Below are 23,885 nucleotides of genomic sequence, written 5' to 3'. Positions count from 1 at the left end.
ATCAAAATTGATTAAACTCTTCTTCACTAATACCTAATTGCTTAAGAATTTCATAAAATAACCAACTACCGATTTCGGAATTACCATGAATAGGAATAGTAGTCGATCGTCCATCTGGATGTTTCCAACGAACGTGACTTCCTTTCTGCCGTACCTTTACAAAACCCAATTTTTTAGCAACTCTTTCCAAATCACCTGCTATCTTCTGGCATGGGCAATCACCAATTTAACATCATCAGGTAATTCGCGACCTTGTTCGGAATATTCTTCTTGGATCATATCGAAAACATTCACCAATTCCGCACGCGCTTCATCAGGCGTTTGTCCCCAAGCATGACAACTGGGAATTGCTGGGATGTAGGCGACAAAAGTACCATTGTCATCAGGCTGAAGAACAATGGTATACTCCGTCATTAATTTCATAAGTACCAACCCACGTCTAAGCCATATATAAAGTTTACTAGCTTTTATCGGATTTGGGGATGGATGTGGGTGCGATCGGATTTGTTCAATTGGAGAGTGCGATCGTGCTTGTGGGATTGGAGAGTGCGTTCGCGAAGCGTGCCGTAGGCATATCGTGTTTGGGGATGGATGTGGGTGCGATCGCTTTTGATGATGGATGTTGGTGCGATCGTACTTGTTCAATTGGAGAGTGCGATCGCTTTTGGTGATGAATGTTGGTGCGATCGTACTTGTTCAATTGGAGAGTGCGATCGCGTTTGGGGATGGATGTGGGTGCGATCGTACTTGTGGGATTGGAGAGTGCGATCGTCTTTGGTGATGTGGGTGCGATCGTATTTGTGGAATTCGAGAGTGCGATCGCTTTTGCTAATGGATGTGGGTGCGATCGTACTTGTGGGATTTGAGAGTGCGATCGCTTCTTTTTTCTATGGAATATTAAAAAGCGATCGCCTTTTCCCAAAATCAACCACTCATTCAACTTTTTACACCACTACTAACCTCAACACCATAAGCCCCTTCCTTTTCAACTATTTCATTGTTATCTCTCTTCAAAAACTCATCTAACAACTTAAAGAAATAGTTAAACCCCTCTTTCTCATCCACAGAATAAAGTAAAATAATCTTCGCCCACGAATTCACAGTCTGTACATTAAACCTTTTTTGTATCCAAGGCTGAAACTCTCGATAAAACTCAAATTCCTTCTCATTCGGTTCAATTCCTAATTCTCGCCTAGCCGTTTTATACCCAGCCAAAAACATAAATAAGTTGCTAATAGAAGCACAACCTATGTACATTCCTGGTCTAGCTTCGATTTTTTTCAGTATTTCAAACAATCCACTCATTATGTATTCTCCGCTTTTCCCCTCAAATTAAATTATAACTCTTCTACCTCTTCAACTATAAAATCCTCGCTAGGACAGTGAAAATCATTCACCCACTCATCCCTTAACATTCCCTCAGATGAAATATTATCAAAAACTCGGCATTGAATTTCCACCCCATAATGGTTTCCATTGACTGTAATCGATTCCGTTATACCCTGACGTTCTAAACGTTCGCTGATTATAAAATCCTCATCGTCATATCTAGTTTTCAATCTAATAATCTTATAAGGTATTTTATTCTGTTTTAACCAGGCTACTACAGAAGAAGCACATTTATCGCATTGGAGAAGAGAAAACATCTTGACTATATTGCCAAGCTCTGCGTAAATTTCTTCTATTGTAAACTGGTTCAACTTTTCATCCTAAGTTTAGAAAAAATATTCAAATATTATAGCATTTAATTCTCAAAATGACTAATGATGTGAGTACGTTCGCGTAGCGATGTCTAACATTATCGCTTTTGTGGATGGATGTGGGTGCGTTCGCTATTCGTGCCGTAGGCAATCGTGCTTGTTCAATTGGAGAGTGCGATCGATGCAAGGGGATGGATGTGGGTGCGTTCGCTATTCGTGCCGTAGGCAATCGTGCTTGTTCAATTGGAGAGTGCGTTCGCGCAGCGTGCCGTAGGCATATCGTATTTGATAATGGATGTGGGTGCGATCGTGTTTGTTCAATTGGAGAGTGCGTTCGCGCAGCGTGCCGTAGGCATATCGTTTTTGGGGATAGATGTGGGTGCGATCGTACTTGTGGAATTGGAGAGTGCGTTCGCTTTTTTCAAATTGCAGAGTGCGTTCGCGCAGCGATGCGTAGCATTATTGCTTCTTTTTTCTATGTAATATTAAAAAGCGATCGCTTCTGCTAAATTTTATGATATAATTACCTGTAAGCAAAAGTTAAAATTACTCGCTTTTTTCGCTCTAAAGGAGTAAAGCCCGTGAAAATAGAAGAATTACTACTCATCAGAGGAATTATTCACCGCGATCCAGAAATTATGAGCGGTGTCCCGGTATTTGTCGGCACCCGCGTCCCCTTAAAAACTTTTTTCGACTACCTGGAAGGTGAAAGAGGTTTGGCAGAGTTTATTAATGACTTTCCTTACCTAGAAAGTCAGGCAATTAAAGTGCTAGAAAACGTAACTAAGATGATGTTGTCTATAGAAAATACTTCAAATGCTTATATTGCTTGATGAAAATCTCTTAAGCCAAAAACTCAAGCAGCCTTTCATAGACGAGGGTCATTCGATCGACAATGTTTATGATATGGGATGGAGAGGTCTAAAAGACAGGGAAATTTTGGATAGAGCCGAAAAGCATCCTTTTGATGTTTTTATCACAGCCGATAAAAATCTTCCATATCAACAAAATCTAGCGAGTCGTTTTATCAGAATTGTGGTATTAGATTCTACCAGTATAAGACCAGACCATCTTGTACCTTTGATGAGGAAAGTTAGCGCTATGATAGGTTCTCTGCCAGCAAGTGCGAAAGTTCGTCTTAATGATGCTGGCGATGTTGTTTCAATTAGCTCTTGAGCGATCGTACTTTTGGAATTCAAAAGTGCGTTCGCGCAGCGATGCGTAGCATTATCGTGTTTGGTGATGGATGTCGGTGCGATCGCGCAGCGTGCCGTAGGCAATCGTACTTGTGGGATTTGAAAGTGCGATCGCTTTTGGTGAGGGATGTGGGTGCGAACGCGAGTGCGTGCCGTAGGCAATCGTACTTGTGGGATTGGAGAGTGCGATCGTTTTTGCAATGGATGTGGGTGCGAACGCGAGTGCGTGCCGTAGGCAATCGGACTTGTGGGATTTGAGAGTGCGATCGCGCTACCTTTTTCACTCAAGGGATTTGTCATGGAGATTCCTGTAATTCTGTTAAAACACTAAGCGATCGCCGCACTCGCTGCAACTGTTGCTGGCTAATATATTGTGCCAGCATCGCATTAATTTCTGCCAATTCTTGATTAACTTCTCCTAATTCCAGGCGAGTTCGACGCAGATTAGCAAGTAGGCGTTTAGACGTTTCTGGATCGGGAATACGCGGTTGCTTAGTCATGGCAAGTTCCATTCCATTTTCACTTCTTCAATACTACGCTCAAGCGCGGGAATTCTAGCCTCGGTTCGTGCGATAGCTTGTGCTAATAACTCTAGCATATCACGAGGAGCAATAGGTTGAGCTTTGGCAATTTGAAGTTGGAGAGTAGACAGCTGAGAGTATGAGGATTCTGCATAATCTGCCACACTCTTCATTTCATCCAAATAGGAGATAGTTGCATCTGTTTCTCCCAAAGCTTCAAAAAGTGTTGATTCCAAGGCGCTAGCTTCTTCAACAATGTTTAAAGCCTGCTGTTTTAAGTTATTTATAGTCGCAGTAACTTCTCTAGGTATTTTTGCCATATTCACATAGTTGAGTTCCTTATTAATTTTAGGCATAAACTGCAACTAATTTTACGATAGATATGGGTGCGATCGCGGAGCGATGCGTAGCATTATCGCCCTTTTTGTAATGTAAGTGCTGGTGGGAACCAATGGAAAATATTATCGTCGTCGTTACGACCAATTTGGAAACCAAATTCAATTTGTGCCAGGAGCAAACACCCATAGTACAGGAGAACAACTGAGTTTATGACTTTCACCATTACTCAAAACCTGAAAACCTTTCTAGAAGATTTAAAAAGTGCAGACTTAGTTGGAATTTGTTTACTTCCTCAAAATCTGGGATTGCGCCTAGACTTTACTTTTGGCCCAGAAGCTGGCGATGTTTCCCTCGAACTTTACCATATTTTACACATCGTTCTTTCTCAACCCTTGGATGCAGATAAAGAAGAATTCTGCTTCTGGGTAGGAGAGATAGAACTTAGAAAACTCACATCAGCAGATGCAGATAAAATATTATCTTATTTATCATACCCATTTAGGAATAAAAATGGCACAATTGCGACAGCTTCTGATTCACTGATTTATTTTCAGTTGAGCGGAGATATTTTAATAGAGGTAGTTTGTAATACTTATAAAATACTTGAGGAAGTAAAAAAATAAATATATTCATAAACATTGAAAAGTGTAGTACGTTCGCGCAGCGTGCCGTAGGCAATCACCCTTTTCACAATGTAAATGCTAGTGGGGATGGGAGTGCGTTCGCGCAGCGTGCCGTAGGCAATCGCGCTTTTTGCGATGTAAGTGTTGGTGCGGATGGGAGTGCGATCGTTCTTTTTCGGATATAAGTGCTGGTGGGGGTAAGAGTGCGAGTGCGCTTTTCGCTATGTCAGTGCTGGTGGGGATGAGGGTGCGATCGCTCGTTATCTTCAATACCAGTCCGCGATCGCAAGTCCTGAAACTCTCGAAAACTCCTTGACATTGTGAGTAACAAGAGTTCCTTGCAAAGAAGCGGCTGTCCCTGCAATCAAAACATCGAGCGGTCCGATGGGAGTGCCTTGTTGCTCTAATTGAGCGCGGATTGTGGCAGCCGCAACAGCAGCATCGCGATCGAAAGGAATAAGATTAACTCGGCTCAAGAGTTGCTGAAGTTGTTGTGTGCGTTTTGCAGGCGCAGTAGATTTAGCAATACCAACTTGCAATTCAAACAAAACGATCGTGGAAATGCCAATTTCTTGAGGAGGTACATTGGCAAGGTTCTGGGCAACTTGTCCTTGTCCTTTGAAGTAATAGATTAATGTATTTGTATCCAAAATGTACATCTAAAAACTCTCCCGCAAAATGTCTTCCCCCGACTCGGTACGAATCTCTTCCAGAGTAGGAAAGTCATCTGCCCACGCTCCAGCAAGCGAATAAACCAATTCCTCCCAGGAAGTTAAAGAATCTACTGTATCGGTGGATTGGTTAGCATTCAGGTACTTGGCACGAATAAACTCAGCGAAAGTGAGAATTTCCCTAGCTTGGTTTTGGGGAAGGCTTTTGACGATCGCGTAGATTTGTTCAATAACAGTCATAATTGGATTATAGACAAAGCGCTACTATTAGAACTAGAAACAGTCATCTTACGAGCAACTGAGCCACCATACAACGTCCAAATTCCTCCAGAAAAATAGATCCATGCAGACTACTAGCTTAGAACAACTATCTGCTGCTGACGCTCAAGCTATCCTCGATCGCTTACCCGAACGAATCCGACTGGCGCTAGTTGCACGCGCTGCGGAAATTGAATACCCGATCGAAACCGTTGTCGAAATGGCTATAGCCAGCTTTCTCGATTCCGAAGCATTAGGCTTTGCAGACTGCTTCCCAGGGCGGGGTCAGTAGTTGCCCTTTGAGAATGGATGTAGGTGCGATCGCGAGTGCGTGCGCTAACTTCGCGATCGCATTTGCTAATGGATGTGGGTGCGATCGCGTAGCGTGCCGTAGGCAATCGTATTTCTGGAATTGAAGAGTGCGATCGATGCAAGGGAATGGATGTGGGTGCGATCGCACAGCGTGCGCCTTAGCGCAATCGCTCTTTTTCGGATGTAAGTGCTGATGGGGGTGAGAGTGCGATCGCGCAGCGTGCGCCTTAGCGCAATCGCCCTTTTTCGGATGTGAGTGCTAGTGGGGATGAGTCGCTCTATCATATAAATATCTAAACAGATATTCAGAAAAGGAGGAAATGAATGAATAGCGCATTCAGTAATACAAACATTAATGTGCAACTCGTCGAATCCTTGATTCAAGCGATCCAAGCACTCTCACCCGCAGAGCAAATTCTAGTGCGATCGCGACTTCTAGCCAACCTCCCACAAACCAACACACAAACCACTCCACCCAAACAATCGGTTATCGACATTCTCAAACAATCCCCTGGACAACAACTTTTCCAAACTTCTGAAGAAGTCGATCGGTATCTGCAACAGGAGCGATCTTCATGGGACAGTTAAATATTCCAGCCGCCAGTATTGTGTATGTTGATACTGCGATCGTTATCTACAGCATTGAGAAATTTCCTGATTATTTTCCACTTCTAGAACCGATGTGGAAACAGTTACAATCATCTCAGATTCATGTCAGTGCTGGTGGGGGTGAGAGTGCGTTCGCGAAGCGTGCGCCTTAGCGCAATCGTACTTTTTGGGATGTAAGTGCTGATGGGGATGAGAGTGCGATCGCGTAGCGATGCGTAGCATTATCGCCCTTTTTGGGATGTAAGTGCTGGTGGGGTATTGAGTGCGATCGTGAAGCTCGGCGTTAGCCATATCGCCTTTGTTAAATTAGAGGGTGCGATCGCGTTGTTTGCTAAGATGTCCCTTGCTCAGATACAAAATTACAACCTGTGGAACCCACCGAATCTCAATACTTGGTTATCAATGCTCTGCAAACGTTAGACTTAATCGAGTACGAATTTTATGATAGAGACAGTGGAGATTGGTACATCGCTACTCCTAGCCCCATTTTACCGATCGCAGTTGTCCTACCCAATGGCGAAATAGTTCCTACTAATTGGAGATTATAACCGTGAGAGAACCAACTGAGTTAGAACAAAAACAATATCAAAGGCTGCGAGAAATCTTTGCTACAGCACGAAAGCGATATTTAGATGCAGGAGGAGATCCGAAACGTCCAGGTGGTAGCCTGAATGGACAAGATTGCTTGACTGCTGAAGAAAAGCAAGAAATTGTAGCGTTAGGAAAACAAGTTTTTCCCTTACAGCGAGTCAAGGTTAAAGCTTAATTTAACTTATTTTTTTAACAGTGCGATCGCGTAGCGTGCGCGTTAGCGCAATCGTACTTGTTCAATTGGAGAGTGCGATCGATGCAAGGGGATGGATGTGGGTGCGATCGCGAGTGCGTGCCGTAGGCAATCGTGCTGGTGGAATTGGAGAGTGCGAACGCGAGTGCGTGCCGTAGGCATATCGTGTTTGGGGAAGAAAGGAAACGTTTTTCGAGGCAAAGTTAATGAAGCGATCGCGGAGCTAAACAGTTGAAAATTATCACTTTTGCTCGCTCGTTTAAACGTGCCTACAAAGCCCTCATCCGCAAACACCCAGAGCTACAGCCCAAAGTTGAAGCTGTCTTGAGACTTTTGGCAAACCGCGCTTATTTCTTAGTGAATAATATGATGTGTAGATTCAAGATGAGGCTGGATTTACCCATCTGTGAAACTGATTCCATTCTGCCAAAATTCATATTCGCTGATATCAATGTCCTCATTCCAAACCAAAGCATAACCACCAGGTTCTATTTTAAAGTTTCTGAAAAAACCTGGATTACGTAAGGGCGCGAACATGGGTATTTCTAATAATTTAGAAATATCGTACTTTCTGATTTCATTATTGTTAAACTTAACCAGCAAAGTACGATCGTCAATAGTTTGAGCAGAAACAATCCGATAAGGTTGCATAAAAAACTCTCAATTACTTTAAAGGTGGAAGTTTAATAAACTCTTGGGTATTCCACATTTGCAGCAGTTCTTTCTGGTACAACTTCCCCCATTCTAATACCATTTTTTCAGCCCGATTCGGTAAATCTCCTTCAATAATTTCTAAAGACTCAATGCTGACTAAAGCATTATATTCACCATAAATGACATGGAAATGAGGCGGTGGGTGATCTCCAAAGAAAATTTTGCAGGACTATTCCATAAAATCTTGTAACTTCTGGCATAAATAAGATCTAAACAGCAATATTAATAATTATTGTAGCATAAATTGGTTAGATAGCCCTTGACAAAGAATTTCGGGAACTCCCAATGAGTGCTTGTATCTACGCTGTCAAGCACCGCACCCTTGAAATCCTCTACATTGGCAAAACCAGAACTTTACGCGATACGCCTACGGCACGCTACGCGATCGCTTTCGTGGTGGTCACAAAGCTTTACTTTGGGCATTTATTGAAGAATTGAACGCCACAGACATCCGAATCGCCTTTTACCAATTAGATTTTACTCAGTGGATACAGCTATCATCAGAATTAGAAAGCCTTTGCCGATTGTAAGCCCAAGCTCGATTAGCGATCGTGTTTGGGGAATTGGAGAGTGCGATCGCGCAGCGTGCCGTAGGCATATCGCTTTTGCATCGTGTTTGTGGAATTGGAGAGAATGAGGCGATCGCATTCAACTTAAGTTCATTTGTTTCATTCTGATTCCAGAAATAAATCCATCTCAACTCGAAAAAACTCAGCTAATTTTCTGGCTTCATCATGCTTAATCGGTCTTTCATTCATCAAAATTTCGGAAACTGGTATTGCTGACCCTAAAATCGGGATCAAGTCAGACTCTTCTAAATCCCTTGCATCCATTAAATGTCGCATCATTGAGCTATAATTTCCTGTAGAAATAGGATAGTTTTCTTCTTCAAACTTCTCAATCAGTACGAGCAAAAGCTCCAGAAAAACCTCTTCCTCCACCGTGCGTGGCGAACGATGTTCAAGTTCTTGTGCCAGAGCGATCGTCCGATCGTTTTCAGCCTCCGTTGCGATCGGTTGGCTCTTTCGGAGTTGCTATGCTTTTGTTCACCTAAGAACATTTTTATTTCTTTTCTCCTCTCCCCCTCTCCCACTCCCCCACTCTCCCACTCTCCCACTCTCCCACTCTCCCCCTCTACTCAAATAGCATAGTAAGTACGGAAGAGCCCCATCTCTATGATCTTGCTTGTGTACCGCAATACTCAAATTTAGTGCTGGTGGGGGTGAGGGTGCGTTCGGGTTCGGGTAGCGTGCGACGCGAGCGCATAGCGTGGCGTTAGCCATATCGCTTTGAATACTAAACCATACTCATTATGAGTATGAATTGCTACTTCTGCGGGGCTGGCCTAAATCCTGTTGGCTTAATTAGAATTTGGTAAGATATACTTAATCTTGGCTATTGTCAATAAGATAAGTTATTGACAATAAACTGGCCTGCTTTGTTCCCAATAAGTGAGGCAATCCCAGAACCGAAAACTCTTAGAGGGTCTTTTATTAATCTCAACCATGTTGAATAAAATTACCAACCGCATTTTACTTGGATATTCGACGCCGCTGATCTTTATGATTGGTGTTGGCTTCATTGTGTATTTAACGACTCAAAGATTCTCCGAGTCACAGAGGGCAATTCAGGAGCAGTACAAAATGATCCGAGTGGAGGAGGAATTAACTTATGGAGTTTCAAGGATGACGCGGAATGTTCGTGGTTACGCTGTTTTTTTTGATGACAGGGAGACGCGGGATTCTTACAAGAAAAGCTACAATTCTGGATATGAAAGTTTTCGAGAAAAAGCTGAAGAGCTTAAAAGAATTGTTCCAAATTATACTCAAGACAAAGCAATTGGAGTGTTAATTTCGGAAGGAGAAAATTACCATCAAAAATCTCAAGAAATTTTTAGGTTGTTTGATGAAAAAAAAGTTGCTGAGGGGACAGAGATGCTGAAGTCGATCCGCTTCGCAGAGTATGACGAGGCACGGAATGACTTCCTCGACAGGTCGGATTATCTGCTGAACCAAAAGACCAAAGCGCTCGAACAAGCCCAGCAACTCCTGTTAGTGACCCTTGCGGTGAGTATTTTGTTATCTATCATCGGCACGATCGTTACCGCTGTAGCGATTACCTTGCCATTGAAACAACAGTTGCCGATCGCGATCGGCGCTACCGAACAGATCGCACGAGGAGATCTCACTCAGAACATCGAAGTCGCGGACGATGGAAGCGAGATCGGTCAACTGCTGAAAGCCTTCCAGATCATGACCCAAAAACTAAATTCCTTAATTCGCCACGTACAGGAGTCTGGGATTCAAGTCAGTGGCTCTGTCACTTCTATTGTTGCTTCCAGCAAGGAATTAGAAGCAACGGTAACAGAGCAGTATAGCACTACGAATAAGGTAGCTGTTACAGCTAAGCAGATTGCTGCCGCCTCTTCGCAACTGGTGAAGACAATTAATCAAGTAGAGTACAAGTCGCAAACAACGGCTAGTGCGGCAGTTGAGAGTCAAAAAGACTTGATGCAGATGGAAACAAGCATGGTTAAATTGGCAGATGCAACAAATACCATATCGGAGAAACTGGGAGCGATCGGCGAAAAAGCTAAAAACATTAATGACATTATTATCACAATTGTCAAAGTAGCAGATCAAACCAATTTACTTTCCCTAAACGCGGCGATCGAAGCAGAAAAAGCTGGCGAGTATGGCAAAGGGTTTAGTGTAGTAGCTAGAGAAATCTCTCGCCTAGCCGATCTAACGGCAGTTGCTACCCTAGACATCGAGAATACGATCGAAGATATGCAAGGGGCGGTTTCTATCGGGGTCAGAGAAATGGATAACTTTACCCAACAAGTAAAAGAGATCGTTGAAGTTGTCAGTAGTATCAGCCCTAAATTAGAGTCGATTATCCGCGAAGTGCAAAGCCTAACCCCCCAGTTTAAACAGGTGAGTAACAGTATGGAAGCCCAATCAGAAGAAGCGTCACAAATCAGTGATTCTATGCTGCAATTGAGTGAAGGTTCTTCACAAATTGTCGAAGTGTTGCGGGATATTAACGGTGCGATGGGTAAACTGGACGATGCATCACAGAATTTGCACCTGGAAATCTCTCGTTTTAAAGTTGCTCAGATCTGATGTTTTTTGGCGAAGAACCTGTGTTGGATCGAGCGCAACTTCATTAGACATCACCAGAAATTAAAGGCGCGTTGCCTAGAACCCTTGTAGAGACGTTTCATGAAACGTCTCTACAAAGTTTTTTGGAGATGTCTATTAAATCTGGCTTTAGGTTAAACAGGGCGATGTAAAAATTCAGATTTGTTAGAGTGCGATCGCGCTTCTGTAGAGAGGTGCGATCGCACGCGATATCATCAAGAAAACACTCCCTATAAATTAATTTGCTCGCTCTGAATTCTCATCATCAGAGTCATCAAGTTGTAAGGTATATTCCAGAGCTTCCTTTAGTAACATTGAGTTAAATTACTTGCAGTAGCAGAGTGCGTTATTAACGCACCCTACAGTATCAGCGCTTAACTAAAGCAGCAGGTTGCAACCTACCAAACAAAGTCTGCAAATCTTTACTGCCGTTGCCATTTTCTGTCTCTTTTACCTCAAACGTGACATTGCACGCCTTCGGTTCTTCTAACGCTTGCACACATAGTTCGGCGATATCTTCTCGACTTATTTTGCCGCGAATGTTGTCACCTTGGTCGAAAATTAATGGTTTGCCACCCGGTTCTTCTGTCAACGCACAAGGTCTGACAATAGTATAAGGAATGCCACTTGACCGCACGCTATCTTCGCCGCGCAATTTCCAAGTCAGAATGCCGCCTAACTGGTCGTTCATTCTCACTGCTGGCGGTTCTTCTTCTAAGTTTATTCCAGGACGACCGGGACGAGTAACGCCAGCGGAACTAACCATTACGAATTGCGGACGGTAGTTGCCATAAGCTTTGATAGATTCAACTTGCAAGGCGAAACCACCTGGTGTAAAATTTGGGTTGAGTCCTCCGTCATATTCAAACTTACTCAGCATCAGCTGGAAGGAGCGAATTTGGTTGGAATTGATAGTAGTAGAATTTTGTAAAGTTTTGGCGCGAAAGACGGCAATTAAGTCAGCAAAAGGGACGCGCACATTTATCCAGGTGTTTGCTACTGTGTCGAAAGAATAACTGTAAGCAACGCCATCCCATTGACTTTCGGTGCGGATGAAGAATTTGTATCGTTTTCCGTCTCCTCTGACGCGCAATTCGACGCCTTCGTATCCAGACAAATCGAGGGGGGTATCGAAATTGCGGGTACGAACGGAAGCAAAACCGCCGGAATTGGCAGTTGATACATTGCCAGCAAATAAAACTGTGTTATCTACCAACTGTACACCGCTTTGACTGACGCCACCCATGACGACATCATCGACAGCACCCCAAGTGTTTTTTATGTCGTCGGTTACTTGTGTGAAATCAAATATTAATTTTTCGTCTGATTTATCGAGATGTCGCGCCGCAGTTTGTACTAAGTTATTGATGCCTTGATAGTCAACTATTTCTGGACTTTCAACTACTTCTGGCAGATAAAATTTGATGCCTTGATAGTATTTGGCCCGATCGGGTGTGTCTCCTTCGACTGGTTGTACACGGACGCCAGTACAACAGACGATCGCACTTACGTCGCTCATCAGTGCGGCAGTCAAGGTTTCTGGTATAGTAATATCAGCCTCGAACAGTTCCACTTTGTCGCCGAGCATTTCTTTTGCTCTCTGGGAGTCTCGAACTAAGGCACGTACTTGATAACCGCGATCGACAAGTCGCCGCACGACTCGCTTCCCGACACCGCCTGTTGCACCAGCTACCAGGATTGCACCCATTTTTTTGTCTCCATTAGGTCTATCTCTATTATCCTTGGGAGTACCTTGGAATAACCGCTGTAGGCAGTTGAAAAAAGGGATTACTTCAAAATAGCTAAGGGTTTGAAAGAATCTGCCTAAGTCCCATTGAGAGCGATCGCGTTGATTTTTCATTTTCTTATAACCATGAAATATTAGGTACGAAAAGCGGTAATAGTGCTGTTTTTCCTACTGGAAACTGGGCGCTCATTTTAATCTACTTTTGGGTCATTATCAAGTTGTAGGCCGGGGAAAAACTTAGAATCTAAGACCTGCTCTAAATCATAAGGACATTCAGATGGAAAAATTTTGTAGCTTAACGATGTTTCTTGAACAGCCAAGTCCAACCCGTCCTGGTAGGTTTTTTCTTTAGCTTCAGGTAAATAAGGTTTCAAACTAGGGTTTTCTTCAAGCAGTTCAATAATACGTCGCCGCTGTTCTCGAATAGTACCAAGCCAACTATTAGAGCGATAGCTTGGCTGAAACTCCCACTTGAGTAAATGCCCTAATAAAATAGCCAAACGACTTCTTAATTTTTGGCGCTCTTGTTTGCCCAAAGACTCAATCTCCTCAACTAAATTTGGAATATCTAAACTATTCCAAGCACGATCGCGCAAAAACTTCGCTTGCTCAACAGTCCAAGCATAGAAATCTGATTCGTACAGTTCGGAAGAGTTAGACACTTCTACTTGAGTCTGGATCATAGCGATCGCCTTTTATACCGATTCTTCAACTTTACACCCTTTTTAGGAGGTAGAATAAAATGAATCATGCTGCAATATAGTACGTTCCGAGGTAGGTATGCCGTCTACCCCTGCCCTATGGATGCTAAAGTCGTTGCAGTGCCACTCTGGGCAATAACTTTGAACATGACCATGACCGATCGAACCGCGATGCCTACGGCAGACTGCATCAACGCCACCGTCTCTCCTGAATCCTCTGATAGCCAGACCTTCCAGTTCACCATCACAGGACATATTTGTGCGATCGAAGGGATACCCCACCTGATTTGTGCGGATAACACTCGCTTTCGCATTTCACCAAAACTGGCAGAGTGGACAGAAGGACAGGTTTGTGCGTGGAACGTCATCCCCAGCACCGATTCCACGGGTCAAATCTCGCTTGTGAGCGTGGTTGGTTCCGAACCCATATCCGGTGGTTCTGATGAGGATAGATGTCAGCTAATCGGTCGGGTGCTACAAATAGGTAGACGCAACCCATCCGTCCAGTTTAAGGTCAAGCGAACGGAACAAAAAACCCTCAAGCTCACCTTGCTCAATTCCAGCACTTTTAATATAAAAGTGGGACAACTGTTGCAGGTTGAAGCACGCCGGGTTGGAACCGAACTGCAAGTTTTCGCAGCTCAGTTTGTTGAGGAGGAAGATGGAAGTAGCGAAGCAGAAGAGCAAAAGAGCATAGAAGAATCTGCATTAAACCTCTCCCCTGCACCCCAGCAAAGTTCAGACTCAAAGGCAGAAGCTACAAAGATTTTACCCGAACCCACTCCGCCAAATGATATTGCTTTGGCGGCACTAACAGCCGAAACTGAAGAGACAACATGGGAACTTGCGCCAGCAATTCGACGCCGCAACGGTTGGGAGTGGGAAGCTGTTTCGCCAGCTAGCGGACAACGCGCCAGGGTGTATGTGCGCGGTAAAAGAGTCAAGGTTTACCAATATCCGCGATCGGCAACCGATTTGAGATTTCAGATTTCAGATTTTGGATTGGAGTCGAGTGCGGATGAGGAAGCTCTTGTTGCTGAAATTGACGATCGATCTGAAAATCAAAAATCCAACATCCAAAATCCCAAATTAGCTCTTGTTGCTGAAATTGACGATCAATCTGAAAATCAAAAATCCAAAATCCAACATCCAAAATTAATAGTAACGCCTTTGGGAGCTGCTAAGGGAATTGGTGCTTCCTGCTTCCAAGTTTTTATTGGCCCTTATGAAATAGTAATGGATTGCGGCACTCGACCGAAGGGTTACGATCCTTTACCAGCATTGGATAACCTGAAAAACCCAGATTTGTTGCTGATCACCCACGCTCACCAAGATCATTTAGGCGCTGTACCAGTCTTTCACAATCGTTTCCCTGGTGTGCGGATGATTTGTACTCCAGGTACGAGGGAAATTGCTCACGTAATGTTGCAGGATTGCCTGAAAGTTCAGCAATTGAACGAAGATTCGCCAGAATTGTTTGATGAAGCTGATTTAGAGCGTACCTTGTTTCGGCTGGAGACGCAACCGATCGGCTTTGATTTTGAGCCGTTACCGGGATTGAAGGTGAGGTTTATCAATGCCGGTCATATTGTGGGTGCTGCTTGTATTTATATGCGATACGAGGAGCGCTCTTTGCTTTACACCGGAGATTACAATACTACTTCCAGCCGTACAACTGAAGGGTTGAAATTGGCGGATCTTCCCACAGCAGATGTTCTGATTACCGAGTCAACTTATGGAGCAGATACCCATCCAGGTAGGAAGTCGCAAGAAAGTGCATTGCTAGAAGCGATCGCAGAAGTTGTTACCAAAGGCGGTAACGTTCTCATCCCCGCTTTCGCTTTAGGAAGAGCGCAAGAAATTATCCTCGCTATTCGCACTAGCGCTGTATTTCACAAACTCAAAATTCCTATTTTTGTAGATGGTTTAGTGCGAGCGATCACCGATGTTTTCCGAGACAATCTGGCTTTATTACCCCAGTCTGTGCAGAATTTTGCTCAGCAGAGACAGGAACCATTCTTCGATCTAAATTCTGCTTCTCCCATTATTCCGATTGGTTCTCCCAAAGAACGACCTTTAGCAATGGCAAAACCCAGCGTAATTATTGCCAGTTCGGGGATGCTAACTGGTGGCCCATCAATCTACTACGCTACTACTTTGCTGGAGCGAGAAAACGCTGCTATTTTTATCAGCGGTTACACCGATGAAGAAAGTCCGGGTCGTTTACTTCAGAGTTTAAAAACTGGAGATACGGTTGAATTAGATGGCAAACAGCTAACTGTTCGCGCCCAGATTAAACGATTTAATTTGAGCGCTCACGCTGATAAAGTTGGCTTAACCCAAGTTATTGCTAAGGTTAATCCCAAGCATTTAATTTTGATTCACGGATCGCTGGATGCTTTGCACCAATTGGCGAGGGCGGGAGAATTACAACAGAAATATTATGTCCATATTCCCAGCGTCGGAGAGGCGATCGAATACGGGCAGGTTCCAGAAAAAATTTCTCGTGCCAAACTTGCTCAGATGGAGTTACCTTCTGAATTTGAGGTGACTGTGGAAGCAGAAGTGGAGGGTGCTTGGATCAGGATACCAGAAGCGGTGGTGGAATCAGACCCGCGTTGGCAGATGTTAGCTGCCAATGGCATACTCAAAGCTAAGTGGGACGGCTATCGTCTGAAGCTGAGCCCACTTTCACAGCAACATTTAGCGATCGAGAATGCGATCGCATCTGGAGAAGATTGCTGTGCGGTATGCCAGTTTTTCACTTCTGGAAAATGTCAGGGAGAAGATAGTCCGCTATTTGAGCGGCAAGTAGATCCCAGCACCAAATGCCAGGAGTTTGTGCTACGGGTTATAGAAAGTCAAAAGTCAAAAGTCAAAAGTCAAAATGAAGAAGAAGATGAAGAAGATGAAGAAGATGAAGAAGATGAGGATTTATTGATGATGCAAAATGATTAAAACTGTTGGCGAATCGATTGAGGGGTGAAACCCTTCAAGTGGCTCGTTTCCAGCCTCTGCCTGGAAATGTAATGATGTTGTTGGTAAATTGATGAGATTTTAATTCTACACAAAGCCACTGATATCATTTCCGGTGGCATCGGTTGTCTAAAAAAAATAACTCTCTTATCTGTGTTCATTTGTGTTCATCTGTCTTCATCTGTGGTTAAAATTTAACTCTCGATGACAACAGACAATTTATCGCATCACGCTTACGCTACCGATGCAACCGGACATGATATGACTTCGCTTCGAGCCCGCCAGCGATTCAAATCGCTGGCGGGCTCGAAGCGACACCACCGACAAAGCCAACAGCATCATGCAATTCGAGAATCCGCTACAATTTGTGGTGATGCAACTGAGTACCGGCAATGCGAGAAGAACAACGTCAACGGGCAATCAAAGCGTTTGCAGAATTCCTGACAACGCCAATGCAAACGCTACTCGAACGACACGCCAACAGTAGTGCAGAGTCAGGTGTTTTAGCTTTGTTTCACTCGGTTGCTGCCACAGTTCCCGCCTACCGCGCATTTTTGGCAGAACATAACATCGATCCTGCGTCCATCCAAACTTACGAAGACTTCCAAAAACTACCGCCAATTACCAAAGAGAATTACCTCAAGCTTCACCCGTTAGCCGAATTGTGCCGCAATGGAGAATTGTCAAGCTGCGATACGATCGCAGTTTCCTCCGGTTCGACAGGAAAACCGACATTTTGGCCGCGTTTTTTTGCAGATGAACTTCAGATAGCCACTCGTTTTGAGCAAATATTCCACAATAGCTTTTATGCCGAAACTCGCCGCACCTTAGCCGTGATTTGTTTCACCTTGGGAACGTGGGTAGGCGGGATTTATACGATGAATTGCTGTCGCTATCTTGCCAGTAAAGGTTATCCCATCACTGTTATCTCTCCAGGAAATAACAAAGAAGAAATTTTCCGAGTTGTGCAGGAACTCGGTGAGGGATTTGAGCAAGTTGTGCTATTGGGATATCCGCCATTTATTAAAGATGTCATTGATAGCGGTATTGCCCGTAATGTAGAGTGGCAAAAATATCATCTAAAAATGGTTTTTGCTGGAGAAGTATTTAGCGAAGAGTGGCGGAGTCTGGTTGGAGAAAGAGTTGGTTCGACAAATTTCTGTTATGATTCTGCCGCACTTTATGGAACTGCCGATGCGGGTGTTTTGGGCAATGAAACACCGTTGAGTATTTGCATTCGTCGTTTTTTGGCAAATACTCCAGATGCGGCGCGGGCGCTATTTGGTGAATCGCGTTTACCGACGCTGGTACAGTACGATCCTTTCAGTCGTTTTTTTGAAGTTCGTGAGGGAAATTTGCTGTTTTCGGGCGATAACGGCATTCCGTTGATTCGTTATAACATTTTGGATACTGGGGGGATAATTAGTTATGATGAAATGCTGAAGTTCCTGTCAGAATGGGGATGCGATCCAGTCACAGATTTGTCTAGTGACAGAGGTATTCATCAGTTGCCTTTTGTGTATGTGTTTGGACGTTCTAATTTTACGGTTTCTTATTTTGGGGCAAATATTTACCCAGAAAATGTGACGGTGGGGTTAGAACAAGCTGTTATTAAAGATTGGGTAACGGGTAAGTTTGTATTGCAAGTTAAGGAAGATGCGGATCGAAATAAATTTCTGTCTGCGATCGTGGAATTAGCGCCGGGAGTGGAAGGTAGCGAGGGGAAACGGGAGGCGATCGCATCTTCCATCCTTTCTCAGCTGCGGCGACTCAACAGCGAGTTTGCTAACTATGTTCCGCCAGCATATCAGATGCTGCAAGTTTCCCTCGCACCAACAGGCGACCCGGAGTATTTTCCTGTTGGAGTTAAGCACAGATATACGCGGAAGTAGAAAGGGGTCAAGGCAAGCCGATTTGGTATTACGCATTGGTTAAGCTGCTGCTTGCAAAATTAAGCCGCCGTTAGCCGATTTCCCTACAAACATAAATAAAATCTTGAAAGTCCTCTATATCCGTTTCAATGGCTGAGCAAGAAAATTCGAGATAAATATGTTCTCCTCTTTGAGTTTGACAAACTACTTTTACATTTTTCAACGCTTTTCCGCGTTCTATGGAATATCGATCTCTAGATTGTCGTAAAAAATCTTCATCAAGAATAATCCTCGAAATAGGCTGATTAATTAATTCCCATTCGGTATAACCAAATAAATCTTGTGCTGCTTGATTAACTTTTTTGATATTACCTGAATTTGTCGTAACTAATAATGCTTCTGCCATCGAAGTAAAAACTTTATCAATATATCTTTTGTATTCTGTTAATGTATGTGCCAAAAGACTTGTTTCATTAGCTCTTTGAGTCAAGCTTTGCTGTAAAACCATTTTTTCTGTCACATCTTCTAATAAGATAATTAGACGATCTTTCAATGTTTTTTCATCCCGATCTGCGACAATGGAAATATCAATATATAAAGGCTCGTTTCGATCCAAAAAACGGGCTAGCCCTCTTAACTCGAAACGTAACTGCTCTCCTTTAAGAATAGCAGTTAGGATATCTTCAATTCCGATAAATTCAGGAAAGCCGAGACGAACATCTTTTCCCTTCATTACCCGTTCGGGACAATCGGCAAACCGTTGCACATCCCAGGATGCCTCTAAAATTTTAAATTCCTCATCCACTGCCATATATTCCATGCGGCGGGGCGGGGATATCAGTGCTAAAAGTTTGTTTAGAAGTGGATTCATCCTTGTTTTCTGAGTTGTCAGCTAACGGGTTTAAAATTCACTCAATCTCTCATCTTATCATGATAATAGATTTTATTTTAATCGATATTAGGTTGACTGTTGTTTAATGGAATCGTGACTGTAAATGTGGTTCCCATCCCTACCTTGCTCTCCACCGTGATGGTGCCACCGTGGATATCTACTGATTGCTTGACGATAGCCAGCCCCAGTCCTGTTCCAGGAATTTTGCCAACATTTTTGGCTCTATGGAATGTTTCAAATAATTTCTTTAAGTCATCTGAAGGGATACCAATGCCCTCATCTTTAATTTGAAATATAGCTTCTCCATTTTGACAATTTAGGTTAAAATAAACTTTGCCGTCTTGAGGTGAATACTTGAGCGCGTTAGAAAGTAAATTAGTGAGAATATGTTGTAAGAGTTTTTCATCCATGAGGGGCAAGTCTTGTGGCCGATCGTCAGATGCGATCGGGCCTTTAAAAATTCCGTTATGAACAAAGTCGATCCTTCGCTTGCCCCCCGCACCAAATTTTATTTGTTTTACCACATCAGTGCAGAATTTTATTAAATCAATTGGTGCTGGGTTAAAGTCTATTTTCCCTGCTTCTACCCTACCTATGAGCAAGACATCTTTTAATAGTTGACTCATCTGTTTAGCAGCTGCTCGAATGTGATGGAGATACTCAATTTTCTCTTCTTCAGTAGATTGATCGCCATAGTGTTCCAGTAATTCAGCAGACATTATTACTGTATTCAACGGGTTGCCAAATTCGTGGGAAACCATAGAAACGAATTCGGATTTTAATTCGTTGAGTTCCTTTTCTTTGGCCAGAGCATGACGCATTTCTGCCTCTGCTTTCTTGCGCTCGGTGATATCCCGTCCTACATATACAAATTCTTGAAAATCCTCTATTTCAGTGTTAATTGTTGAGCAAGAAAATGCTACTGGGATTTCTTCTCCCTTGATGTTTTTACAAACAAAATCTACATTTTTGAACAATTCCCCTGTGGATAAGCCATTTCGATGATTCGCGGTTGGCAGAAATTTTTCGTCAGGAACGATCGTAGAAATATGATTGTTGATTAATTCTGATTCGCTATAACCGAACAAATTGCTTGCTGCTGGGTTTACTCTTTTGATTTTTCCTGTTTTTGTTGTCACTAACAACGCATCTGCCATTGAAGTGATAATTTTATCGATATAATCTTTGGAAACAGCCAACGCACTCAATAAAAGATTTGCTTCATTTACTCTCTGGACTAAACTTTGCTCCATCACCATTCTTTCTGTAGCATCTTCAATGATAATTATCAATGTAGTTTCATAATTCTTTTCGTCTCGATCGCCAACAACATAGATATCAATATATAATGGCGGAGAAAGCTGACCTAAAGACCGGGCAACTCCTTTTAACTGGAAAGCCTCTTGCTGTCCTTGAATGATGGAGATTAAGATATCTTCATATCCTATTAATTCGGGAAACCCCTCGCGGACATCATTGGCTTTTACGACGCGAGTAGGAGAATCAGCAAACCGTTGCACTGACTCGGATATATCTAAGATTTGGAGGTTTTTATCTACTATCAAGTATTCTATGTGGCGGAGTATAGAAGGTTGGTTGAAAATCTTATCGAGGACGTGATAGTTCATAATGATGTGGGTGGGTTTGAGAATTTATTGAGAATGGGATATTCAGGTTAGTCCTGCCATTTTGTCAGCTAATTTGTGAAAGATTAGGTCAACGTCTTTGCCTGTTTTTGCAGAAGTTGAATGGGTGGATAATACGCGCTTCTCCTCTGCAAACTGATAATTGCTGAGAAGTTTATCTATTTTTTCCTCCTCGAACATATCTGATTTATTCAAGGCAATAATGATAAAGCCTTTGGGGTTGACGGAAAAAAACAAATCGATATGCTCGCCGATCCGTTCTAGGGTTTCTTGACGGGTGACATCGGCAACGATGATCGCACCGCCAGCCCCAGCTAGATAAGTTGGTGCGATCCCCTTAAATTTCGTATGACCTTCTAAGTCCCATATCATCATCTGTAAATTCAACTTTTCTTGCTCTTTTACTCCTTCTAATTCAACAGTTTTGCGAGAAATCTTGACTCCCACAGTTGAAAGATACTGATCGCTGAATTGCTGCTCTACAAAACGACGAATCAAGCTGGTTTTACCTACGCCAAAGTCACCAACAAGGCAAATTTTTTTCGAGATCGTGGACATATTATTTACGTTTGAAGCCAGGGGGTATCGGCTGAAATTGTACACATCTACTTAACCATAATGGTTGACTAGAATCTAGACCGAGGGGGGGATTGGGCGTCCCAACAGCTTGTAACCGTTTGGGATCGATGCCCTCTGCCACTAGGGCGAGTCGCACCGTTTCCGCCCGCGACAGTGCCAAGCGCTGATTTTCCAGAGAGTTGCCGATCGTATCGCTATGACCTACTATTGTAAGGTCTGTTTGCGGATAGCGATTCAGAAATGCCTTGACCTGGAGAACTTTGTTTCGATCTCCTGCTTTTAGCTGAGTTGAACCAAGCTCGAAGTAAATGCGGATGGGGACGGAGAATTGCTGTAGTTGTACGGTGTTGGTGACAGTGACAATCCCCGGTATTTGCTTAAAAGCTTGGGTGATTTTCTCAGCATCGCCAACCTGGGCTACTGTTCCCTTTACCGAGACTTTACCGGCTTGATACTGGGATGAAATGGCAGTGCCGTTCATCTGATTTAAAATCGATGTGACTCGTTTTACGTCAGATCCTGTCCGCACAGGATCGGGGGGCGGTTGGACGACTATTTGATTTTTTAATGCGTAAGCAGGTGCAATTTCCTTGGCAATTTGTTCGACTTTTGAGCGCAATTCCTGATTTGGCAATTTTCCAGAAAGCCCCAGCTTGCCTTCACGAGCATTGATGGAGAGACGATAAACGGCTAATTCCGGTACAGATGCCAAGCGTTGGGCGGTGTCTTTCTCAATCTGGCGATCGATCGCATTACGATACTGATGATATCCCCAAGGCAGGAGAATTAAACCCGCCAAAACTGAACCGACAACTAGCAAACCAGTAAATTTAGACTTTTTATCCTTGGTACTTGTGTCCTTGATCTTTACTAAGCCTTCTAGGATATTGTGTACCCGTTCGGGGATGCTGGCAGGGTCTCCTTGATACGACTTGATGAGGCGATCGTAGCTTTCGACGATCGCTAGGAGCGCTTCTTGCACCCTATGGCTGTACCACTGGGGCGTTTCTCCTTGAGTAACCACAGCGAGGTAACAGTATCCCGCCACTTCCAAGATGATTTTGGAATTTCCGTAGTCGATCGCATCAATTTCCGAAACATCTCCAGATTGAGCGATACAATCATTCACAAAGCTGCGGATAGCCGTCAGCATACCCGCCACCATATCCGACTCCAATTTCTGTTCTTCAGAAGATTGGATTTCTGACATGACTAAACCGGAAGTTTTGTGAATCAAGAAAACAGCGCGGGCTGTAAAGGGAATCGCTTCTTTGAGAATTAATTCGGCTTCGGAAACTCCCTGCACTTTAGAGCGAATTTTGCGATTGAGCCCCTCCATACTGAAGGTGTGTTCGATCTTTTCGTTGATAGTCCGAATTGCGTCTGCCATGTATTTGGCAATTGTGCTGCCAATCACAGGATAGAGGGCGTCTACCATCGCATCCCTCTCAATCTCAATCTGTTGTTTGATGGCTCTGCCCATTTCCGGCGCTAGCGCGGAGGCGATCGAATCTTGCTCCAGTCTAATTTGTTCTTTAATGGCTGATGCAATTTCTGGCGCTATAGCCTGGGCGATTTCCTGCGGCGAGCTGCGAATTTGTTCTTTAATGGCTGGCGGGAGCAAGGGGGCTATAGCCGCGCTGAGCGCATCTATATCTTCTTGGCGTTTGCTGTCAATCACTGTATGAATGATCGGATAAAGAGCCGCCACCATCGCTTGTGGATTCAGCCTTATTTGCTCCTTAATTGCTGCGGCGATATCGGGCGCTAAGGCGTGCCCCACTTCCGTCGGATAATTCCGCACAAGTTCGGAAATTGCTGTTGGCATAGCGAGTGCGATAGCATTACCCATCGCCACCCTATCTTCCCTTGTTTTCGCCAAAATCACTTGATCGATGATGGGAGAAAGAGAATCGGCAACTGCGTCTCTTGACTCATTTGATTCAGCTACTTTGCGATTCAGAAGCTCGGAAATAATAGGCAGCAATAAATTGATTAATTCTGTGGGTTCGTGAATCTGATATTCAATATTTGTTACTTTCTGTTCAAACCGATCTATCACCTGGCTAAAGTCAGCCAGTTCTGATTCGAGTAGAAGAGTTTGCAAACGTTTCAACGCACCGTATGACTCTTCTAAATTTTCGTCTTCACGCTCGGATGAATTTGACTGAGCCAAGTTTTCTCGGTCTTGCTTTTCGATGCGGTAACGCTCGGCTAGCGAGATTTCTTGTTGCTCATGATTCGCGATCAAATCATGAGCATCAGTTAATTTGGTGCTAGATAAAACAGGTTCTAGCGTCGGCTCGTTTGCTTCTGTTTCCCCAAGTAACAGCAATGCTAGATTGTTTAACTCTTGTGACCGATTCGCGATGGAATTTGATGCTGATTCTGCTATATTTGACGCTGATGTAAAATGGTCGCTCGTCGGTTGTTCTGCTTGTGGGCTGAGGTGATATGTAGTTGGTTGGCAGAAAGAGTCCTCCTTGTCCTCCTTGTCCCCCTTGTCCCCCTTGTCCCCCTTGTCCCCCTTGTCCCCCTTGTCCCCCTTGTCCTCCTTGTCCCCCTTGTCCCCCTTGTCCCCCTTGTCCCCCTTGTCCCCCTTG

At 43.7% G+C, this 23,885-nt stretch carries 36 protein-coding genes; 14 read left to right on the top strand and 22 right to left on the bottom strand.

All coding sequences use genetic code 11. The features are described 5' to 3' along the window. Position 1: 1 nt before the first annotated feature. The 5 genes from LAY57_RS24170 to LAY57_RS24150 form a co-directional block, all read right to left on the bottom strand. Positions 2-190: a type II toxin-antitoxin system HicA family toxin gene (locus LAY57_RS24170; protein ID WP_249069654.1), complete on the bottom strand. Its 189-nt coding sequence runs from the start codon at positions 188-190 to the stop codon at positions 2-4. An 8-nt stretch (positions 191-198) separates the two neighbouring features. Continuing rightward, a complete protein-coding gene (locus tag LAY57_RS24165; protein ID WP_249069653.1) occupies positions 199-423 on the bottom strand; it encodes a type II toxin-antitoxin system HicB family antitoxin in 225 nt (74 codons plus the stop codon). 85 nt (positions 424-508) lie between these two features. Next, entirely contained in the window at positions 509-940 is a 432-nt protein-coding gene (locus tag LAY57_RS24160; RefSeq protein ID WP_249069652.1) for a hypothetical protein, read from the bottom strand. Then, positions 937-1,305 carry a hypothetical protein gene (locus LAY57_RS24155; protein WP_249069651.1) on the bottom strand — a complete coding sequence of 123 codons (369 nt, stop codon included), beginning with the start codon at positions 1,303-1,305 and terminating at the stop codon, positions 937-939. Before LAY57_RS24155 ends, LAY57_RS24160 begins: the two co-directional genes overlap by 4 nt. A gap of 32 nt (positions 1,306-1,337) precedes the next feature. Further along, positions 1,338-1,700 (bottom strand): papain fold toxin domain-containing protein, encoded by a 363-nt coding sequence (locus LAY57_RS24150; protein ID WP_275994324.1) that lies wholly within the window; start codon positions 1,698-1,700, stop codon positions 1,338-1,340. A 231-nt stretch (positions 1,701-1,931) separates the two neighbouring features. Here LAY57_RS24150 and LAY57_RS24145 point away from each other — a divergent pair, with 231 nt between their 5' ends. The 3 genes from LAY57_RS24145 (at position 1,932) to LAY57_RS36310 (ending at position 2,876) form a co-directional block, all read left to right on the top strand. Beyond that, on the top strand, positions 1,932-2,183 hold the full coding sequence (locus LAY57_RS24145; RefSeq protein ID WP_249069650.1) for a hypothetical protein: 252 nt from the start codon (positions 1,932-1,934) through the stop codon (positions 2,181-2,183). Between the two features lie 98 nt (positions 2,184-2,281). Beyond that, the gene (locus LAY57_RS24140; RefSeq protein WP_249069649.1) at positions 2,282-2,533 is read left to right on the top strand and encodes a DUF433 domain-containing protein; all 252 of its coding nucleotides are present in this window, start codon (positions 2,282-2,284) and stop codon (positions 2,531-2,533) included. Then, positions 2,517-2,876 (top strand): DUF5615 family PIN-like protein, encoded by a 360-nt coding sequence (locus LAY57_RS36310; protein ID WP_338022477.1) that lies wholly within the window; start codon positions 2,517-2,519, stop codon positions 2,874-2,876. The genes LAY57_RS24140 and LAY57_RS36310 overlap by 17 nt, the downstream gene beginning before the upstream one ends. Positions 2,877-2,895: 19 nt before the next feature. On the opposite strand, the gene LAY57_RS36305 is transcribed toward LAY57_RS36310, so the two are convergent. Genes LAY57_RS36305 through LAY57_RS24120 form a run of 3 tightly spaced genes read right to left on the bottom strand, consistent with a single transcriptional unit; the run spans position 2,896 to position 3,773 of the window. Then, the gene (locus tag LAY57_RS36305) at positions 2,896-3,180 is read right to left on the bottom strand and encodes a hypothetical protein (RefSeq protein ID WP_338022476.1); all 285 of its coding nucleotides are present in this window, start codon (positions 3,178-3,180) and stop codon (positions 2,896-2,898) included. A 12-nt stretch (positions 3,181-3,192) separates the two neighbouring features. Then, positions 3,193-3,396 carry a hypothetical protein gene (locus LAY57_RS24125; protein WP_249069648.1) on the bottom strand — a complete coding sequence of 68 codons (204 nt, stop codon included), beginning with the start codon at positions 3,394-3,396 and terminating at the stop codon, positions 3,193-3,195. Continuing rightward, a complete protein-coding gene (locus tag LAY57_RS24120) occupies positions 3,393-3,773 on the bottom strand; it encodes a hypothetical protein (RefSeq protein ID WP_249069647.1) in 381 nt (126 codons plus the stop codon). The genes LAY57_RS24125 and LAY57_RS24120 overlap by 4 nt, the downstream gene beginning before the upstream one ends. 192 nt (positions 3,774-3,965) lie before the next feature. Between LAY57_RS24120 and LAY57_RS24115 the strand changes: the two genes are divergently transcribed. After that, positions 3,966-4,379 carry a hypothetical protein gene (locus LAY57_RS24115; RefSeq protein ID WP_249069646.1) on the top strand — a complete coding sequence of 138 codons (414 nt, stop codon included), beginning with the start codon at positions 3,966-3,968 and terminating at the stop codon, positions 4,377-4,379. Between the two features lie 78 nt (positions 4,380-4,457). Here the strand turns inward: LAY57_RS24115 and LAY57_RS24110 are convergent, their stop codons facing one another. The 3 genes from LAY57_RS24110 to LAY57_RS24100 are packed head-to-tail and all read right to left on the bottom strand — an operon-like array spanning position 4,458 to position 5,290. After that, a complete protein-coding gene (locus LAY57_RS24110) occupies positions 4,458-4,649 on the bottom strand; it encodes a hypothetical protein (RefSeq protein WP_249069645.1) in 192 nt (63 codons plus the stop codon). Beyond that, positions 4,646-5,038, bottom strand: coding sequence for a type II toxin-antitoxin system VapC family toxin (locus tag LAY57_RS24105; protein ID WP_249069644.1), 393 nt, complete (start codon positions 5,036-5,038; stop codon positions 4,646-4,648). Before LAY57_RS24105 ends, LAY57_RS24110 begins: the two co-directional genes overlap by 4 nt. Next, entirely contained in the window at positions 5,039-5,290 is a 252-nt protein-coding gene (locus LAY57_RS24100) for a DUF2281 domain-containing protein (RefSeq protein ID WP_249069643.1), read from the bottom strand. Between the two features lie 103 nt (positions 5,291-5,393). Between LAY57_RS24100 and LAY57_RS24095 the strand changes: the two genes are divergently transcribed. After that, entirely contained in the window at positions 5,394-5,600 is a 207-nt protein-coding gene (locus LAY57_RS24095; RefSeq protein ID WP_249069642.1) for a hypothetical protein, read from the top strand. A 65-nt stretch (positions 5,601-5,665) separates the two neighbouring features. Here LAY57_RS24095 and LAY57_RS24090 read toward each other — a convergent pair whose 3' ends face one another. Continuing rightward, positions 5,666-5,905: a hypothetical protein gene (locus tag LAY57_RS24090; protein WP_249069641.1), complete on the bottom strand. Its 240-nt coding sequence runs from the start codon at positions 5,903-5,905 to the stop codon at positions 5,666-5,668. Between the two features lie 39 nt (positions 5,906-5,944). Here LAY57_RS24090 and LAY57_RS24085 point away from each other — a divergent pair, with 39 nt between their 5' ends. The 5 genes from LAY57_RS24085 (at position 5,945) to LAY57_RS24065 (ending at position 7,171) form a co-directional block, all read left to right on the top strand. Beyond that, a complete protein-coding gene (locus tag LAY57_RS24085) occupies positions 5,945-6,208 on the top strand; it encodes a hypothetical protein (RefSeq protein ID WP_249069640.1) in 264 nt (87 codons plus the stop codon). After that, on the top strand, positions 6,196-6,381 hold the full coding sequence (locus LAY57_RS24080) for a hypothetical protein (protein ID WP_249069639.1): 186 nt from the start codon (positions 6,196-6,198) through the stop codon (positions 6,379-6,381). The genes LAY57_RS24085 and LAY57_RS24080 overlap by 13 nt, the downstream gene beginning before the upstream one ends. A gap of 216 nt (positions 6,382-6,597) precedes the next feature. After that, complete coding sequence (locus tag LAY57_RS24075) at positions 6,598-6,777, top strand: hypothetical protein (RefSeq protein ID WP_249069638.1); 180 nt, start codon at positions 6,598-6,600, stop codon at positions 6,775-6,777. 2 nt (positions 6,778-6,779) lie between these two features. Beyond that, a complete protein-coding gene (locus LAY57_RS24070) occupies positions 6,780-6,995 on the top strand; it encodes a hypothetical protein (RefSeq protein ID WP_249069637.1) in 216 nt (71 codons plus the stop codon). Between the two features lie 35 nt (positions 6,996-7,030). Next, positions 7,031-7,171 carry a hypothetical protein gene (locus LAY57_RS24065; RefSeq protein ID WP_249069636.1) on the top strand — a complete coding sequence of 47 codons (141 nt, stop codon included), beginning with the start codon at positions 7,031-7,033 and terminating at the stop codon, positions 7,169-7,171. A gap of 238 nt (positions 7,172-7,409) precedes the next feature. Here the strand turns inward: LAY57_RS24065 and LAY57_RS24060 are convergent, their stop codons facing one another. Then, on the bottom strand, positions 7,410-7,664 hold the full coding sequence (locus tag LAY57_RS24060; protein WP_249069635.1) for a DUF2442 domain-containing protein: 255 nt from the start codon (positions 7,662-7,664) through the stop codon (positions 7,410-7,412). Between the two features lie 13 nt (positions 7,665-7,677). Continuing rightward, positions 7,678-7,848 (bottom strand): DUF4160 domain-containing protein, encoded by a 171-nt coding sequence (locus LAY57_RS36615; RefSeq protein WP_249069676.1) that lies wholly within the window; start codon positions 7,846-7,848, stop codon positions 7,678-7,680. A gap of 164 nt (positions 7,849-8,012) precedes the next feature. On the opposite strand from LAY57_RS36615, the gene LAY57_RS24050 reads away from it, so the two are divergent. Next, complete coding sequence (locus LAY57_RS24050; RefSeq protein ID WP_249069634.1) at positions 8,013-8,165, top strand: hypothetical protein; 153 nt, start codon at positions 8,013-8,015, stop codon at positions 8,163-8,165. Between the two features lie 230 nt (positions 8,166-8,395). Here LAY57_RS24050 and LAY57_RS24045 read toward each other — a convergent pair whose 3' ends face one another. Next, positions 8,396-8,575 carry a hypothetical protein gene (locus LAY57_RS24045; RefSeq protein WP_249069633.1) on the bottom strand — a complete coding sequence of 60 codons (180 nt, stop codon included), beginning with the start codon at positions 8,573-8,575 and terminating at the stop codon, positions 8,396-8,398. 657 nt (positions 8,576-9,232) lie between these two features. On the opposite strand from LAY57_RS24045, the gene LAY57_RS24040 reads away from it, so the two are divergent. Then, a complete protein-coding gene (locus LAY57_RS24040) occupies positions 9,233-10,852 on the top strand; it encodes a methyl-accepting chemotaxis protein (RefSeq protein WP_249069632.1) in 1,620 nt (539 codons plus the stop codon). A 385-nt stretch (positions 10,853-11,237) separates the two neighbouring features. Here LAY57_RS24040 and LAY57_RS24035 read toward each other — a convergent pair whose 3' ends face one another. Both LAY57_RS24035 and LAY57_RS24030 read right to left on the bottom strand, forming a co-directional pair. Next, entirely contained in the window at positions 11,238-12,731 is a 1,494-nt protein-coding gene (locus LAY57_RS24035; protein ID WP_249069631.1) for a CIA30 family protein, read from the bottom strand. A gap of 77 nt (positions 12,732-12,808) precedes the next feature. Beyond that, the gene (locus LAY57_RS24030) at positions 12,809-13,300 is read right to left on the bottom strand and encodes a DUF29 domain-containing protein (RefSeq protein WP_249069630.1); all 492 of its coding nucleotides are present in this window, start codon (positions 13,298-13,300) and stop codon (positions 12,809-12,811) included. Between the two features lie 66 nt (positions 13,301-13,366). Between LAY57_RS24030 and LAY57_RS24025 the strand changes: the two genes are divergently transcribed. Continuing rightward, entirely contained in the window at positions 13,367-16,276 is a 2,910-nt protein-coding gene (locus LAY57_RS24025) for an MBL fold metallo-hydrolase (RefSeq protein ID WP_249069629.1), read from the top strand. Positions 16,277-16,686: 410 nt separating this feature from the next. Further along, positions 16,687-18,186 carry a phenylacetate--CoA ligase family protein gene (locus LAY57_RS24020; protein ID WP_249069628.1) on the top strand — a complete coding sequence of 500 codons (1,500 nt, stop codon included), beginning with the start codon at positions 16,687-16,689 and terminating at the stop codon, positions 18,184-18,186. A 70-nt stretch (positions 18,187-18,256) separates the two neighbouring features. Here the strand turns inward: LAY57_RS24020 and LAY57_RS24015 are convergent, their stop codons facing one another. From LAY57_RS24015 to LAY57_RS23995, 5 genes are all read right to left on the bottom strand, one after another. Beyond that, positions 18,257-19,036: a PAS domain-containing protein gene (locus tag LAY57_RS24015; protein WP_249069627.1), complete on the bottom strand. Its 780-nt coding sequence runs from the start codon at positions 19,034-19,036 to the stop codon at positions 18,257-18,259. 77 nt (positions 19,037-19,113) lie between these two features. Then, positions 19,114-20,685 carry a sensor histidine kinase gene (locus LAY57_RS24010; RefSeq protein ID WP_249069626.1) on the bottom strand — a complete coding sequence of 524 codons (1,572 nt, stop codon included), beginning with the start codon at positions 20,683-20,685 and terminating at the stop codon, positions 19,114-19,116. A gap of 42 nt (positions 20,686-20,727) precedes the next feature. Next, entirely contained in the window at positions 20,728-21,261 is a 534-nt protein-coding gene (locus LAY57_RS24005) for a Rab family GTPase (protein ID WP_249069625.1), read from the bottom strand. Between the two features lies 1 nt (position 21,262). Continuing rightward, positions 21,263-23,617: an OmpA family protein gene (locus tag LAY57_RS24000; protein ID WP_249069624.1), complete on the bottom strand. Its 2,355-nt coding sequence runs from the start codon at positions 23,615-23,617 to the stop codon at positions 21,263-21,265. Then, positions 23,559-23,885, bottom strand: a 327-nt coding sequence (locus tag LAY57_RS23995) for a hypothetical protein (protein WP_249069623.1), incomplete at its 5' end; no start/stop codon positions are given. The genes LAY57_RS23995 and LAY57_RS24000, both read right to left, overlap by 59 nt.

Source organism: Argonema antarcticum A004/B2 (assembly GCF_023333585.1).
Taxonomy (GTDB): Bacteria; Cyanobacteriota; Cyanobacteriia; order Cyanobacteriales; family Aerosakkonemataceae; genus Argonema; species Argonema antarcticum.
This window is presented reverse-complemented; position numbering and strand designations above follow the sequence as displayed.